Source organism: Enterococcus sp. JM9B, from assembly GCF_009933265.1.
Taxonomy (GTDB): Bacteria; Bacillota; Bacilli; order Lactobacillales; family Enterococcaceae; genus Enterococcus_C; species Enterococcus_C songbeiensis.
Map to the genome: position 1 here is coordinate 110522 of NZ_MAEK01000041.1, position 15923 is coordinate 126444.

Annotated in this window: 17 protein-coding genes, 1 tRNA gene and 1 other annotated feature; of the genes, 4 read left to right on the forward strand and 14 right to left on the reverse strand. The window is 39.0% G+C overall.

The window, feature by feature from the left end:
* Positions 1-22: 22 nt before the first annotated feature.
* Positions 23-688: a hypothetical protein gene (locus BAU16_RS13175; protein WP_048603019.1), complete on the reverse strand. Its 666-nt coding sequence runs from the start codon at positions 686-688 to the stop codon at positions 23-25.
* A 269-nt stretch (positions 689-957) separates the two neighbouring features.
* On the opposite strand from BAU16_RS13175, the gene BAU16_RS13180 reads away from it, so the two are divergent.
* Positions 958-1248 carry a hypothetical protein gene (locus tag BAU16_RS13180; protein WP_048603020.1) on the forward strand — a complete coding sequence of 97 codons (291 nt, stop codon included), beginning with the start codon at positions 958-960 and terminating at the stop codon, positions 1246-1248.
* A gap of 47 nt (positions 1249-1295) precedes the next feature.
* Here the strand turns inward: BAU16_RS13180 and BAU16_RS13185 are convergent, their stop codons facing one another.
* From BAU16_RS13185 to BAU16_RS13235, 11 genes are all read right to left on the reverse strand, one after another.
* Positions 1296-2015: a YebC/PmpR family DNA-binding transcriptional regulator gene (locus tag BAU16_RS13185; protein WP_137605486.1), complete on the reverse strand. Its 720-nt coding sequence runs from the start codon at positions 2013-2015 to the stop codon at positions 1296-1298.
* A 97-nt stretch (positions 2016-2112) separates the two neighbouring features.
* Entirely contained in the window at positions 2113-3276 is a 1164-nt protein-coding gene (locus BAU16_RS13190) for a nucleotidyltransferase (protein WP_137605487.1), read from the reverse strand.
* An 81-nt stretch (positions 3277-3357) separates the two neighbouring features.
* Positions 3358-4797 carry a glycoside hydrolase family 1 protein gene (locus tag BAU16_RS13195; protein ID WP_048603024.1) on the reverse strand — a complete coding sequence of 480 codons (1440 nt, stop codon included), beginning with the start codon at positions 4795-4797 and terminating at the stop codon, positions 3358-3360.
* Between the two features lie 192 nt (positions 4798-4989).
* Complete coding sequence (locus tag BAU16_RS13200; protein WP_161527244.1) at positions 4990-5724, reverse strand: class I SAM-dependent DNA methyltransferase; 735 nt, start codon at positions 5722-5724, stop codon at positions 4990-4992.
* A 1-nt stretch (position 5725) separates the two neighbouring features.
* Entirely contained in the window at positions 5726-6067 is a 342-nt protein-coding gene (gene rsfS, locus BAU16_RS13205) for a ribosome silencing factor (RefSeq protein WP_137605490.1), read from the reverse strand.
* Between the two features lie 252 nt (positions 6068-6319).
* Positions 6320-6910, reverse strand: a complete 591-nt coding sequence (gene yqeK / locus BAU16_RS13210) for a bis(5'-nucleosyl)-tetraphosphatase (symmetrical) YqeK (protein ID WP_137605491.1) — start codon at positions 6908-6910, stop codon at positions 6320-6322.
* A complete protein-coding gene (locus BAU16_RS13215; protein ID WP_137605492.1) occupies positions 6900-7541 on the reverse strand; it encodes a nicotinate-nucleotide adenylyltransferase in 642 nt (213 codons plus the stop codon). The genes yqeK and BAU16_RS13215 overlap by 11 nt, the downstream gene beginning before the upstream one ends.
* A 17-nt stretch (positions 7542-7558) precedes the next feature.
* On the reverse strand, positions 7559-7870 hold the full coding sequence (gene yhbY, locus BAU16_RS13220) for a ribosome assembly RNA-binding protein YhbY (RefSeq protein WP_137605493.1): 312 nt from the start codon (positions 7868-7870) through the stop codon (positions 7559-7561).
* A gap of 14 nt (positions 7871-7884) precedes the next feature.
* The gene (gene yqeH, locus BAU16_RS13225; protein WP_161527245.1) at positions 7885-8994 is read right to left on the reverse strand and encodes a ribosome biogenesis GTPase YqeH; all 1110 of its coding nucleotides are present in this window, start codon (positions 8992-8994) and stop codon (positions 7885-7887) included.
* A complete protein-coding gene (locus BAU16_RS13230; protein WP_048603031.1) occupies positions 8987-9517 on the reverse strand; it encodes a YqeG family HAD IIIA-type phosphatase in 531 nt (176 codons plus the stop codon). Before BAU16_RS13230 ends, yqeH begins: the two co-directional genes overlap by 8 nt.
* Positions 9518-9625: 108 nt before the next feature.
* Entirely contained in the window at positions 9626-10528 is a 903-nt protein-coding gene (locus BAU16_RS13235; RefSeq protein WP_137605495.1) for an Rgg/GadR/MutR family transcriptional regulator, read from the reverse strand.
* 88 nt (positions 10529-10616) lie between these two features.
* Here BAU16_RS13235 and BAU16_RS13240 point away from each other — a divergent pair, with 88 nt between their 5' ends.
* A complete protein-coding gene (locus BAU16_RS13240; RefSeq protein WP_137605496.1) occupies positions 10617-12209 on the forward strand; it encodes an ABC transporter ATP-binding protein in 1593 nt (530 codons plus the stop codon).
* Positions 12210-12279: 70 nt separating this feature from the next.
* Here BAU16_RS13240 and BAU16_RS13245 read toward each other — a convergent pair whose 3' ends face one another.
* Together BAU16_RS13245 and BAU16_RS13250 are read right to left on the reverse strand one after the other, a co-directional pair.
* Positions 12280-12729, reverse strand: coding sequence for a VOC family protein (locus BAU16_RS13245; protein ID WP_137605497.1), 450 nt, complete (start codon positions 12727-12729; stop codon positions 12280-12282).
* A gap of 269 nt (positions 12730-12998) precedes the next feature.
* The gene (locus tag BAU16_RS13250; protein WP_048603035.1) at positions 12999-14126 is read right to left on the reverse strand and encodes a 5-methyltetrahydropteroyltriglutamate--homocysteine S-methyltransferase; all 1128 of its coding nucleotides are present in this window, start codon (positions 14124-14126) and stop codon (positions 12999-13001) included.
* Between the two features lie 60 nt (positions 14127-14186).
* Positions 14187-14421 (reverse strand) — a binding site (T-box leader).
* A gap of 464 nt (positions 14422-14885) precedes the next feature.
* On the opposite strand from BAU16_RS13250, the gene BAU16_RS13255 reads away from it, so the two are divergent.
* Together BAU16_RS13255 and BAU16_RS13260 are read left to right on the forward strand one after the other, a co-directional pair.
* Positions 14886-14956: transfer RNA gene (locus BAU16_RS13255), tRNA-Gly, on the forward strand.
* Between the two features lie 432 nt (positions 14957-15388).
* On the forward strand, positions 15389-15923 hold a 535-nt coding region (locus BAU16_RS13260; protein ID WP_202621266.1), incomplete at its 3' end, for a transposase.

Below are 15923 nucleotides of genomic sequence, written 5' to 3' on the forward strand. Positions count from 1 at the left end.
TGAAAAGGGTGTTTTTCATTTATTATTCCTTGAGAAATGGTGTCGTATGAGGATATTTTAAGGATACGACATTTAAAATCATTGCCAATTCTGAACGATTTTCTGCCAGTTCTGAATCAAAATTTTTGCTATGTCGACCAATCGCACCGTTATCAATCAAACGATAGATTCGGTTCCATTCAATAAACTGCTCCAATGTATTGAAATTACTGATAGGAAAACCCGCACCATCCAGAATCTCCGACAAACGGAAAACGAGATAGGCACTGTCAATGACTTGTTTATCATCAGAAATAGCTTCATAGGAGGTACGCTTTTTTGTTTTGTTGTAATCCATAATCACTTTTTCCGGTTGATGCTTCAGACTCCATTCCAAAAGCAGGAAAAAACCTTCCATTCGGTATTCTTCTCGAAACAGACGATCGGTTTCTGCTGATTGTCGAAAAACTAAAGGAATCAAATATCTCTTTTTATAAATCAAAAGAGGTGCACAATCGACACTGAAATTTACATAACGATTTAAATAACCTGAACCGCGAAAATTTCCTAGCCGATAGCCAGATACGCCAAACTTTTGATATTTTTCACATAACTTTGAACAATCTGCGATTGAGACAGCTGTTTCTGCTAATTTATCATACCCGCTCAAAATACGATCAAAAGGTTCGAGGACGATTTTTTCCGACATATGCTCACCTGCTCTCTAAAAATAAATAACTTTCTCCTTTGATTTTAGCACAGAATTTTCTGATTAGCCAAATTGAAACAGGAGCAAGTGGAAAATTTTTTTAATGGCACATTTTTAAGATGAGGCGACCTAAAACAGCTTTCTAATAGTCTTTTTTTCTAGTCTACGTTATACTTTTTTTAGGAGATGCTGGGTCTTTCTAGATTTCTATTAAAGGACTCCCTTATAAAAAATTCAGCCAATTATTTACAGAAAATGAGGTGTTAAACATGTTTGTACTTGCTATTATAACGGGAATCGCCACTATTTTTCTTTATTACTTGATTATGAACGCAACGATTTCCCTAACGATTGCTACCATTCTTCAACTTGGACTATTGGTACTAACGATTCTTGCCAAAATACTCTATCGCGGACCTAAAAAACGCGGCTCTTATGACGGAGGCTGGTATAAAATCTGGACGATTCGTTATGGATTGATCATGCTGTCCCTTTTAGGAAATATGGCGGTCTTCATTGTTTTTGTTTTGAATCTTTTTGGGTTTATGGAAGTCTTCTAAAAAACGCTGACCTCGTTTCTGTCATCCAGAACGAGGTCAGCGTTTTTTTAGTCATCTAACTCGACATTGTGATAGATGTTTTGAACATCTTCTAAATCTTCCAAAACATCTATCATTTTTTCAAATTTTTCTAAATCGTCACCGGATAGTTGTACTTCATTTTGCGGAATCATTTGGATTTCAGCAATTGAAAATTCGGTGATACCTTTTTCTTTTAAGGCTTCTTGAATGCTGTTAAAATCTGTTGGTTCACCGTATACGATGATTTGTCCTTCTTCATCGATCACATCTCGAACATCGATTTCTTTTTCCATTAAATATTCTAAAATCTCATCGGCATCATTCCCGGCAAAGCCAAAAATCGCTGTGTTATCAAACATATAGGAAACGGCGCCAGAAACACCCATATTTCCGCCATTTTTACCAAATGCTGCTCGAACATCTGCCGCTGTACGATTGACATTGTTTGTCAATGTATCCACAATAACCATCGAGCCATTTGGTCCAAAACCTTCATAGCGCAATTCTGAATATTGCTCATCGCCAGAACCCTTCGCTTTTTCAATTGCACGATCAATGATATGTCTTGGTACATTATAGGTTTTCGCACGTTCGATAACGAACCGTAATTTTTGGTTCGCGTGTGGGTCAGGATCACCTGATTTCGCTGCCGCATAAATTTCGATTCCAAATTTTGCATAAATTCGGCTGTTGTTTGCATCTTTAGCAGTCTTTTTTGCTACGATATTTGCCCATTTACGACCCATAGTCTCACTTCGCTTTCTAATTTTTGTGCCTCTGACGAAAAAACGTCCTCGTCCATTATACTTGTCAATCCCGCTCCTGTGAAGTAGTTTTCCAAAACTATTTTAAAAGCCTCCAAGGATGCCGACCAAAATTTTGTTCTTTGATTCCAGTCGCTCCCAATTGATAGATTTGATCACTTCGAATCATCAGTGAAGCAACTGCTTCCTCTTTTTTACCGATTTTAGAAAAGTACGGCAAGCTGCTTTTCTTTTTTCTTTCAGTCAAAAAAGCCTGACCATTTTTCGTAAAACCTAATATATGAAGGTATTGCTTTTGCCACTGTTCCTCTAAATCTGTCTGCTTTAAATTTAACAATAAGGAACAAAGCAGCCGTTGGATTCGGGCCTGGGTATACCGCTTGGTTTTTAGTTTGGTAACTAATTCTTCAAAATTATCTGCTTCTTGAATCACTTTTTTTAGTCGGAATTCTAACCCATCCACCATTTGATAAATTTCCCGTAACTCCGTCAGAGAGCTGGAAAGAATACGATACTGCAACAGGGGCCAGTAATTTTCCCAAGTCACCGTGTGCGATTTCAATCCCGCTGCCGTTTGCTCTGGAACATAGGCAGTCACCGAATGATGATTTCCAACTGCTTGGCGAATAGCAGTAGCACTGGCAATGGTTTGGGTCAATTCCGTTGAATGATAACCGGCACCTTTGCGTTTGACAGAAAAAAGCTGCATCGGATTAGGATACTTCGCATTTTCCTGTGCATAGCTTAATCCTAGGATATGATTTGGCTGGTTGATGCCCACCTGCAATGGAGAATAAATTTCTTGCAAAACAGTCATCATTTTCTGAGGATAGGTTAGGCTGGGATCTGTGATTTTTTGAAAAGCCAGATCAATTTTCTCTTGATTTTCTAAAACAAACCTGCCAAAAGCTTGATAATCAAAAAAAGTCTCTTGATCTGTGCCAAAACATAAAAATTCACAGCCCAGCGCCTGCAACAATCCAATGGCTCCTCTTGCAAAAAGATCTGCCGGCTGCATGGACCATTCGACAGGTAATTCGACCACCAGATCCACACCATTTTGCAACGCCGCATTTGCCCGCTGCCATTTATCTATAATTGCCGGCTCTCCCCGTTGCAAAAAATTCCCACTCATCACTGCGACAACAACATCTGCGCCGGTCAGCTCCCGTGCTTTTTTTGCGTGATAGGAATGACCATTATGAAAAGGATTATATTCGACGATGATCCCGCATGCTTTCACATTTTTGCCTCCCTTTTTTTCTTTATTTTAACAGATTTATTCCATAAAAAAAGAGAGCCATGAATAGACTCTCCAAAAAAATTAATCTAAGTTTTCTCCATTTGATGCAATGACACGTTGATACCAATAGTAACTATCTTTCTTGTAACGATTCAAGCTGCCTTCTTGTGTTTCATCTTGATCCACATAAACAAAACCATACCGTTTTTGGTATCCATTCAACCAACTTAATAAATCTGTATAAGACCATGTGCAATAGCCCAAAACTTGGCAACCGTCAGCAATCGCATCAGAAATAGCTGCCACATGATTCCGTAAATACTTGATTCGGTAGTCATCATGAACTTGGTGGTCCTCAGTAATTTTATCAAATTCTCCCAACCCGTTTTCCGTAATTAAAACAGGTAGACGGTACCGACTGGTGATTCGACGCAATGCAATACGAATTCCCATTGGATCAATTTCCCAATCCCAGTTTGTACGATCAACAAATGGATTTTGAACCTTTTTGTATAAACCAGGAACGCCAGATTCTTTTGAAGAACCTTTTTTACCAGAGGTGTTCATTTCCCCTTGACCGACACCATCTAAAGGATTGAATTGATTTGTGGCACTTTGATAATAGTTCATTCCCATAAAGTCAGGTTTGCCTGCTTTCAACAATGCCGCATCTTCCGGTAAAACCTCCGGAGCGATTCCATGTTTTTCCAAATAGTCCATCACAACGATGGGATATTCTCCTCTTGCATAAACATCCATCCAGAAATTTGCCATGAATTCTTCTGCATTTTCTGCGGCTAATACATTTTTAGGATCACTATCAAAAGAATAATTAGGTGTATAGGCAAAACTTGGACCAATTTGTCCTGGCATTTTCATTTCATGAAATTTTTTGATAACCGCTGCATTCGCCAAATTTGCATGATGATTTGCTTGATACATGCGTTTTTGATCACTGACACCTGGGGGATGAACCGCCAGCATATAGCCTAATTGAATGAATACGTTTTGTTCATTCAAGCTCACCCAATAATGAACTTTTCCTTTAAAGGTCTCAAATAAAACGGTTGCATAGTTCACAAAGTCCTCAACAATTTCGCGAGATTCCCAACCTCCATAGGCTTCTTGTAACGCAAGTGGAAGATCCCAATGATAAATCGTTAATAACGGTTCGATTCCGTTTGCAATCAATTCATCTACTAAGCGAACATAAAAATCAAGTCCAGCCTGATTGATTTCTCCACGTCCTTCTGGAAAAATTCGTGTCCAAGCAACGGAAAAACGATAGGATTTCAATCCTTGTTCCTTCATCAAGCGAATGTCTTCTTCAAAACGATGGTAATGATCTACTGCTAAATCACCGTTCGTTCCTTTAAACGTTTTACCGGGAATTCGTACAAATTCATCCCAAACGGATTTTCCTTTGCCGTCTTCGTCCCAAGCACCTTCAACTTGATACGCGGCGGAAGCTGATCCCCACAGAAAATCAGCAGGAAAGTTTGTTTTATGTGTGTTTTCCAAAAAATTCTCCTCCTTTTTGGTGAAAAGAAATTCACAGTCTTTTCTTTCCATACATCTATATTTTATCACTTTTTCTGACAAATGTGAAAACGCTTTGTCCTTTTTCTAATTTTTTTTCTGTTATCACCGCTGTAACCTACTTATCAAAATCCAAGTATATAAAAAAAAGACACAAATCAAAAAGATTCATGTCTATTTTTGACAAACAAAAAACCAACGCCGACTCACTTCATTCGGCGGCGAATCAGTAAAATCTGCAAAAGTTTGAACCTGCTGAAAGCCAGCATTTTCCAACATTCGTAAATAAACCTCCAGTGGATAGGTCCGTTCCTTATGCAATTCATCTTGTCGCGAAAAATGATTACTTCCTTCTTCGTCTGCAACAAAAAAAGTCAAGAAATGCTCAATGCTGTTTTCATGTTCGCCAGCATAGCTGTCCCACAAAAACGCAAACTCATCTGTTTGATAGTGGTAGCTGTATTCCGGAAAAACATCATTAATTTGATAAAGGGAATGGACGTCGAAAAGAAAGATTCCGCCATCTTCTAAAACCTGGTACACTTCATCAAAAACTTGCTGAACATCTTGTTCATCTGCCATATAGCACAGAGAATCAGAAAAACAGGTCACTGCCTCATACTGACCAATCTCAGATAAATCAAGCATATCTCCCTCAACAAATTGAATCGAAACATCTGCATCGATTGCCCGATTGCTGGCGATCATCAGCATTTCCTCAGACAAATCAAGCGCGGTTACTTGATACGCTTCTTTTGCAAAAGCCACTGCCAATGCACCTGTTCCGCAAGCCAATTCAAGTATTTCTTTTTTTCCTTGCAAATGACGTTTAGAAAATGCCAGCCATTTTTCATACAAGCTGGCATCCATCACTTCGCCATACACGAAGGCAAATGTTTCGTAAGCCATTTTATTCCACGATCCAATCGTTGACGCTCACTAATGGCGCATCTGCCCAAAGTTTTTCAAGATTATAAAAGGCACGTTCTGAATTACTGAAAACATGGACGATAACATCTCCCAAGTCGATTAAGACCCACTTGGCACCATCTTTTCCTTCGATACGTTTTACTTCAACCTGTTGCTCTTCTTCCTTATCAACTACCTCGTCAACAATCGCATTGATTTGACGTTCGCTGTTTGCTGAACAGATGACGAAATAATCGGCTAATAACGAAATTCCTCTGACATCTAAAGCAAGAATATCCTCAGCACGTTTGGAATCTGCCGCCCGAACAGCGACTTCTAAAATTTTCTGACTATCTATGATAATTCCCTCCTTGTTCGTTTTAATGTATTAAATTTTCTTTTAGAAAATTTAGTCTTATTCTCACGCCGCATACCATTCCACTAAGCCTCTCGTTACAAGTGGAACTGGCATCCTTGGTTCTTTTAATGTATTAAATTTTCCTTTAGAAAATTTAGTTTTATTCTCTCGCCCTATCCCCATTCCACTAAGCATCTCGTTACAAGTGGAACTGGCATCCTTGGTCGTTTTAATATATTAAATTTTCTTTGCTACCCAGCGGTTATAGGTTTCGATAGTTTTGGGGTAAATGGGTTTTTCTTGTTCAATTAGATGACTCAATGTGTGTTTCGTTTCAAAAGCAACTGCACTATCCAATTCTACTAATGCCAATTCTCGTGCTGCTTCAACACCAGGAAAATCTCGACCTGGTTCAATGTAATCTGCCACATAAAGAATTTTGTCAAGCAGACTCATTTCCGCTGCACCCGTTGTGTGAACCCGAATGGCCTGTAAAATTTCAGGATCATCAATAGCCAACTCTCGTTGAACAAAATCTGCACCCACGACACCATGCCAAATTGCATTTCCCCAATGAAGCAGATCAAGGTCGAATCCGTCACGACGAATCACTAATTGAAATTCTTCGTCAGGGCGTTCCTTTGCATAATCGTGAACCAATCCGGCAATGCTTGCCTGCTCTGGTGAACAACCATATTTTTCAGCTAAGGCAATCGCCGTTTCTTCGACGCCCAAAACATGTTTAAATCGCCGTTCACTCATCCGCATTTGAACTTTTTGCATCAAGAGTTCCCGATCAAGCGATGTATATTTTCCGCTATAATTCATCCAGATACAACCTCTTTTCTTGAATATAGTGTAGCACATTCTCTGGTAGGAAGTATCGAACCGAGCATCCTTGAGCGATTCTTTTTCGTATCATGGAAGAGCTAATATCCATCAACGGAGCATCTACCCAAATGACGGGGTATTCACTTTCAGCCGGAAAATCAGGACGTTTGACCCCAACAAAACGAACCAATTGAACTAATTCATCAATCCGGTACCATTCTGGAAGATAAGCAACCATATCCCCGCCGATAATAAAATAATAATCAGTATCGGGATTTTTTTCCGTCAGCTCTTTCATTGTATCGTAAGTGTAGCTGATTCCTTTTCGTTCTAGTTCAATCGTTTCCACTGCCAACAAAGGATTATCTGCAACAGCCAGCTCCAGCATGTTTAACCGATGCGTTGCTGAAATCGTCGTTTTTCCATCCTTATGCGGCGGTAAATATTCCGGCATAAGATAAACTTTTTCCAAACCTAGGGACTGGCCGACCTGATCGGCTAAAATCAAGTGAGTGGTGTGAACTGGGTTGAAATTTCCACCAAGAATCCCCACTTGCTTGCGTTTTTGGATTGTTTCCAATTCCGATTGAACCAAGGTTGCAGTTCCCACAAGTGATTTTGCCTGCATGTTCTTTCCCTCCGTTTTTAAATCGAACGAACTTCTCTTGACAACTTTTGGTACTTTTCTTTCGTAGAGGGTTTAAATAAAACCAGCACACGACCAATAATTTGTACCACGTCGCAACGAATTTCATTTTGTAACGTTTCTGCAACCTCATCTGCGACTTCTTCTGTATTTTGCAACAAAGATATTTTGATTAATTCTCTTTTTTCAAGTGCTTCTTCAATTTGTTTAATCATCGCCTCATTGACTCCACCTTTACCAACTTGGAAAATTGGTTGCAGATGATGCGCTTGACTACGCAAAAAGCGTTTTTGTTTTCCTCTAAGTTCCATAACGTTCCTTCTTTCTAAATTAAAGCTTTTCTACGCAAGACATCGACACCTTTTGGCGCCCAACCAGCAACCACACAGGGTGTCGTAACGGTGACCCAGCCAAGACCGGCAAAAACGATGTCGGTTTTTTCTTTCACTGCAAATTCAAAACGAACCAGTTCAGGAAAATCAGCCACTTCATCGGGGCGTGGCGGCTGCAATAAGCCTCCCACGTGCTTGTCATAAAATTCGTCTGCCTTCGCTAATTTTGTGCGATGAATCTCCACATCGTTGGCGACATATGCGATAAAGGAACTTTTTTCCCCCTGAATGAAATCAAATCGAGCTAATCCACCTAAAAAGAGTGTTTGCTCTGCCTGAAGTTGATAAACTTTTGGTTTGATTTCTTTGTGGGGCGCGATAATTTTGAGATCCTTCTTGCCAAGATAATGTGCCATTTGATGCCGGTGAATAATTCCCGGTGTATCAATTAAAAAGTGGCCGTCATCCAACGGAATCTCAATTTTATCCAACGTCGTGCCGGGAAATCTTGAAGTGGTGATCAATTCTTTGATCCCAGCCGTATGTTGAATGATTTGATTGATCAAGGTTGATTTTCCAACGTTTGTCACACCCACGACATAGACGTCTCGATTTTCCCGATATTTTTCAATCATATCCAATAGTTTTTGCATGTATTTTGCATTTTTTCCACTAGTCAGCATGACATCTACTGGACGCAAGCCTGATGCATGCGCTTGTTCCCGCATCCATTGGGTCAATTTCCCCGGTTTTAAAGATTTTGGCAAAATATCGACTTTATTGCCGACAAGTAACACGGGGTTGTTCCCAACAAACCGATGAAGTCCTGGAATCAATGATCCGTTAAAATCAAAAATATCCACGACATTCACGATCAACGCATCCTTTTGCCCTAATTCATTCAATAATCGCAAAAAATCATCATCTGTCAAAGAAACATCTTGGATTTCATTGTAGTGCCGCAGACGAAAACATCTTTGACAATACACTTCTCCAGTCGCTAATCCCTTTTCAAGTGCCAATTGTGGTGTGAAGCCGGGTTTTTCCGGATCTTCTGTTTGAATCACCGCACCACAGCCTACACAATGGATCGCTTCACTCACCTAAATCACCTCGCCATTTCATATCTGAATGTTCTTTCAATAACTGTTTCATTACTCTTCGCTCCATAAAGCGATTGATTCGTGTGTTCCATGCATCTGTTTCAATCAGCGGTTTTACCAAAATACTGCGTACACCTGCGCGATTGGCTCCGCGAATATCCGTCATTAATTGATCTCCCACCATCACAACCTCATCTTTTGACATTTGCAGCCGCTCATGTCCGATACGAATGCCTCGGGAAAAAGGTTTTAATGCGCGAGAAACATAGCCTAGATCCAATGCTTGGATGGCCCGCTCCACACGACTGGCTTTATTATTGGAAACCACGATTACAGGAATTTCCGCCTGCTTCATGGTTTGCAGCCATTGCCGCAATTCATCCGTACCATCAGGATTGTTCCATGCAATCAAGGTATTGTCCAAATCTGTCAGGACCGCTTTAATTCCATGTTTTCGTAATTGTTCGGGAGTCAAATCATAGATAGCATTGACCATCCATGTTGGTTTGTACTTTGCAAACATAGTGTCTCCTTTGTTCAAAAAATGAAGGAGTACAAAAACGTACTCCTCAAGCCGAAATTATACTATAAAATTGCGGAAAATACTAGGTTTATACAAAGGTCCGCTTTTTTACGAAAAAAGACTTAGATTGAGGGTCAACATTTTAAAATTCGGTTCCTCATGAGAAGTACGCCACTGTTGAATTTGATTTTGAAATTGCTTTAAGCGTTCTGTTTGTCTAAAAATTCGACAAACAGACAATGCTTGATCAAAATATTGATCTCCCACCATCACCTGTTGCTCCTTATAGCACAAAACACCTTTATTGTATAAATAATCGATTTGAGGAAACAATAAATCCACTTTTTTTCCTAAAGCCTCTCCTGTCAGTTGCAGAATTTCCCGCGCATAACTGATTTTGTTTCGATAAATAAAGACTTGAAACAAATTGTACAGGATATCAAAATACAAGCGCTGTGTCTGAGGCAATGCCAAATAAGAATTTGCTTTTTTGATGACTCCTTTTGAAAAACGATAGAGTTCTTCTGGTTCGAAAAGAAAACTAAAAATCGAAAACAAGCGTAATTCCATTTCACCCCAATCATCTACCTGATGGAGATAGCGAACAACTCGGGTATCCGATCCAATGAAATCATTGTCTTCATTCAACGCAAGAATATATTGAATAAAATCTCCAAGAAAAAGCGGCCAACTATAGGCAGAAGTGCTTCGTTGATGAAGCTCGTTCATTAGCAGAATACTCTTTTCCTTTTGATTTTGATTCAAAAACGTTTCCATTCGTTTTACGTCCAACTGATAATGATCTTTAATCGTTTCTTTTTGAACAAAGCGAAATTCCTCAATAGAGACATTGATATTTTCCAGACAATGAAAAAACTGATCCACCGTCAGCATCGTCTTATTGTTTTCAAATCGGGAAAGCTGTGCCGCGCTGATACTGGAAGCTGCTGCCTCCTTCAAAGTGATTCGCTTGTTTTTTCGCAATTGCTGAAACGTCTCTCCAAAGTTCATCTGCCATCCTCTTTTTTACATATATGTAATTTATTGTGTTTCCTTTATTTTAACCCGCTATGCTAGAAACATCAAGGAGGGACATTCAATGAAAAGAATTTTACGGTTATTTTGGAAGGAAAATTTCGTCGTTGGCTTATTTTTATTAGGAGAAGCCTCGGCACAAACCGCTGCTACTTTGAGCATTGCTAAAGTTTTCAATGCAATCATTGCCCTGGATCAACAACTTTTTTTCCGCACAATTTTTGAGGTGTTGGCAGCATTCACCCTATTTTTGATTCTGGTTTTTTTCCGTGTTCGCTGGAAAACAACAGTCATTCAAAAAATGATCAATTACCTGCGTTTGGAAATCACTGACCGCTTGACTGGAACCAGCTATGGAGATTTTCATAAAGAAAAAGTTGGGACTTACGCTTCATGGCTGACTAACGATATCAATACCATTGAAAAGAGTTTTGATAGCTTTTACCAAGTTACCAGCGGAATGATCGCAACCGTCGTTTCTTTTTTCGCTTTATTTTCTTTTCACTGGTCATTGGTTTTATTGACTTTTGTTGAAAGTGTCGCACTATTACTTCTGCCAAAAATTTTTGAAAAAGAAATGAAACACCGCTATCTTACTGTGGCAACTAAAAGTGAAGTTTTTTTAAGTCAAGTATCAGACTACCTCAGCGGCTTTGACACCCTCTATGTCTTTCATCGCCTCCCATTTATTCATAAAAAAGTTGCTGAAGCCATTGCCCCTTTGCAAGAAAGCAAAATCATGCAAGGAAACACCACCGCAAAAGTTGCGGTGACCGGCGGTATCGGCAATGTTATCGGTCAAGTTTCAATTCTTGCATTGACAGGTCTTTTAGTTATTCGAAAAGCTCTAACACCAGGTTCGGTCGCAGCTACCGGAAATTTTGCCTCCACGATTTTTAATACTTTAGGCAATTTGAATAACTACATTTCAGAAATTCAGGGGACCGCCCCTTTGTTTGATAAATATTTGAACGTTGCGCCATTTGATGAAACTCCGGCAGCCGATTATCAACTGACACAAGGTATCCAACTAACCAATCTTTCTTACGGCTATCAAAAGGAACAACCCATTTTCACTAACCTTTCTTATACGTTTGAACAAAATAAAAAATACTCCGTCGTAGGTGCCAGCGGTTCGGGAAAAAGCACGCTATTAAATATTTTGAATGGTAAAATTCGTGGATACCAAGGCTCTGTCACCATTGGGAACTCAGAATTAGCAAAGCTTGCCACCAATCAAATCTATCAGGATATTTTGTACATTGATCAAGCGCCTTACATCTTTACTGGAACCATCCGAGAAAATCTGGTCTTGGATGAGCATTTCTCCGAGGAGGAGATTAAACACGCCTTAGAAGAAGCTGATTTATGGGAGTTGGTTCAGACCCAAGAAAAAGGACTGGATCAATTTATCGGTGAAAACGGTAGATTGTTTTCCGGTGGTCAAAAGCAGCGTCTCGCACTAGCTCGAGGATTTTTACGGCAGAAAAAAATTATTTTGGTCGATGAAGGAACCGCAAATCTTGATCGCACGAGTGCAGAAAAAATTGAAAACCTGCTGCTGGATAAACCTGAATTGACAGTCATCATGATCACCCATCACTTATCCGCCGCTATTGCTCAACGATTGGACGGGGTCCTGCGCTTAACCGACTAATCAAACGACTAAAGTTTTTTGAAATCAAAAAAATCCCACATTACAGTCGAAGTAGTGTGGGATCGTTTTTCTAAAATTGTGACCATGGTTGGGCATGCAACATCCAGTTGAGACCATACTTATCTTTAAATTGACCAAGTTTTCCGCCCCAGAATTGATTTTCATAAGGTAAAACAACGGTAACTTCATTTGATTTTGTCAATCCTTCATAAAAATCATCTGCCGCTTTCATACTTTCAGGATCTTCACTATTTACACTGATCATGAGGGTGATTTGTCCTGTCGGATTTGTGTCGGCGCCAAATGAATCTCCTGCTTGGATCTCTACACCCAAAACACTGAAAGTTGCATGAACTGTAATCGTATCTAAATCGGTGCTTTCAGGAATCCCCATTTGACTTGCTTGTTCTGCTGTCGGCGACAAGCGATAAATGTCCGTTGCTCCAAAAACATTTTCATAATACGCAAGTGCTTCTTTCGCATTGTCAAATGCGATGGAAGGAAATAAACGTGTTTCCATATGCGTTTGCTCCTTTGCATTTTTTATGATACAGCATAATTAAACATGAAAACTGTATAAAACACAATTATTTCCTCTCCTTACAAACGAAGGATTTTTATTTTTTTCGATAAAAAAACACCGCCAATTGAACGGTTGGCGGCATAATCTATCTTGTAAAGCGTTTCGTTTTAAGGAGTAAAAGCTTTGCTAAATGATAATGATTATCACTTAGTAAATTAAAAATACTATATTTCCCGAGAAATAGCAAGAAAAAAGTGGATTCTTTTCTACCAAACTTCTTTTGCGATTTCTTGTAATAAAGTGATTTTTTTCCACTGATCTTCTTCTGCTACTTTATTGCCTTCCTCGGTGGAAGCAAAACCACATTGCGGACTGATACTCAAATTTTCAAGAGGAACAAATGCTGCTGCTTCCTGAATCCGTGCTTTGATTTCTTCAGGATTTTCCAATTGTGGAAATTTTGAAGTAACTAACCCCAAAACAACTTTGCTTCCATTATTTGACCAATGGCGCAATGGCGAGAAGTCACCGGCACGTTCTGAATCGTATTCTAAGAAAAAACCATCATAATTGGTTGCAAATAATTCTGCAGCGATTGGTTCATATCCACCCGAAAATAACCATGAAGAAGCATGATTTCCTCGACAGATATGCGTGGTGACTGTCAAATCTTCCGGTTTATCGGCTAATGCTTGATTGATAATTTTTGTACAGATAGCAGCGATTTCTGAAGCGTTGATTCCTTTTTCCTGCAATTCTTTTTGTTTCGTCGCATCCGCCAAAAAAGCCCAATTGGTATCATCAAATTGTAAATAACGACAGCCAGCTGCATAAAATGCATGAAGCGCATCTTGATAGGTTTTAGCCAAATCTTCGTAAAAAACAGTCAGGTCTGGATAAATAGCAGCGATTCTGGAAGAACCATCATTTGCGAGCAATTCTTGGCGTAAAATCATCGTTGGACTGGGAATCGTTGCTTTCGCAAAATAGCCTTCCTCCGTTTCAACTACTTCTTTCAGAAAACGAAAATCAGCTAAAAATGGATGATGTTCATTAAAGGAAATACGATCAATCACGCGAATATTGTATGAGGGTGCTGCTTTTCCATGAAAATGTTGATTGTATCCGGTCTCTGGTACGTAACCTTCCACTCCATTTAAATTTTCTAAAAAATCAATATGCCAGAATCCACGACGAAATTCACCATCCGTGATTCCTTTTAAGCCAGCTTCTTTTTCTTTTTTCACTAATGAACGAATGGCTTCATCTTCGACCGCCCGCAATTCCGCCGCAGAAATCACGCCTTCTGAGGCTTTTTTCCGTGCTTCCTTCAACTTTTTGGGACGTAGGAAGCTTCCTACGTGATCGACTGTAAATGGTATTTTTTTACTCATATTTTCCACTCTTTTCTTAAATTTTTTTAATAAAAAAATCCCTTTACCGGCGAATGCCAGTAAAAGGACGAATGATCGTGTTACCACCTTTATTTAGAAAGATTGCTCTTTCCCTCAGCCCGACGTCATTATGAATGAGATCGGCGGTCCTTTTAACGGTGGACAATCCGTTTTTGACTACATATCGCCAAAAATTCCTCAAAGGCCATTTTCAACTTGCCACACCTAACCCTTCACACCAACCAGAGTCTCTCTAAAACAGCTTTAAGCTTACTTTCCTTATCAACGGAGAATTATTTTGTTGAATATAAGATTAGCACTTTCTATTTTTTTGTCAATGGTTTTTTAATCAAATTTTTTATTTTTTCTCCCTACTGTCGGCTCAAACAAAAAAAACACCATCAACGTCGTTTCATCCGTTGACAGTGCTTGATCAATAGACTCATCAAAAACGAGCATGGCCTATACTTATAAAGGTACTGTAATTGAAAATAGACAAAAATGCAACCAATATGCTTTACGCCTTGATAAGTACAATTCAAAAGAAAAAATCGCCAACACAATTTGTTAGCGATTTTTTCAAAATAAATAGCTTTGTATTGAAAAGATTTAAAAAGGAGTTAGGTTTGTTCATTCAAAATGATAGCGCTTTATCATTTTGATGGCTTAAATATAACGTATTATTTTTGAAAATGCAAGCAGAAAATTAAAATTTCTCTTGTTTCTTTTTAGAAAAAGCCGTATACTTTATCTTGTTCCGCGGGTGTAGTTTAGTGGTAAAACAGAAGCTTCCCAAGCTTCCGTCGCGAGTTCGATTCTCGTCACCCGCTTATCTTATAAGTCTTGATTTATCAAGGCTTTTTCTTTTACCCTAAATTTATTCCCGTTAGTAACTATCTGCAAATAGTATTAAAAAAAGATGAACCTTCACATCTTTTTGATAGACTATTCTAGTTTGGAGGCAAATTATGGAAAATATTCGGATAACAACTAAAGCCGACTATTTTGAAATAGTGAATTTTCTTGAAAAAAAGACAAAATATGTTAAATTATTACGTCTTCTCGATGACCAAGAATCTACTATTATTCTTAATAAATAGAGATATTCCTGAATAATTCATAGCTTTTTTGAAATGCTATTTAAACATTGTCCTAACGCTGTTTATTGTTTTATTCCCCAACACCTTTTGAGTGTACAAAAAGAACCCCAATCTGCTATGGTTAAATCGCCAAAACCTAACCAAAGAAAGGGGTTCTTCTCAATGGCTACATTACAGGAAAAACAAGTAAACTTCAACTCAAAAATGATAGTGTCTAATACAGGAGGAAATCTATCCACAGACGTTGGCTTAGTTTTGGTTAAAGAATTTATGGATTCCATCGGCTTTACAAAACTGGCAAAGCAACTCTTAACTTTCAACGAAAATCGTCGCTATTGGATTCATGACAATATTTCTGTTCTGGAACAACTACTTTTTCAGCTCATCGCAGGTTATCCTGCGGATTCTTCTGTCAACATTCTGAGTGAAGACCCAATTTTCCGTTTGGTACTGGCTAAGGAATCCTTGGCCTCACAAGCCTCGCTTTCCCGCTTTTGGAATCGCGTGAGTGAAGAAACAATTGTCCAATTTCAACTCTTAAACCAAGCATTAATCGACAAAGTTCGTTTAAAACGGAACGCTACAGAAATGATCATTGATCTGGATTCCACACATTCGGATACTTTTGGTAACCAAGAAGATGCTAATTTCAATGCCCACTATGGTACGAACGGGTATCTGTCTCTTATACACATCT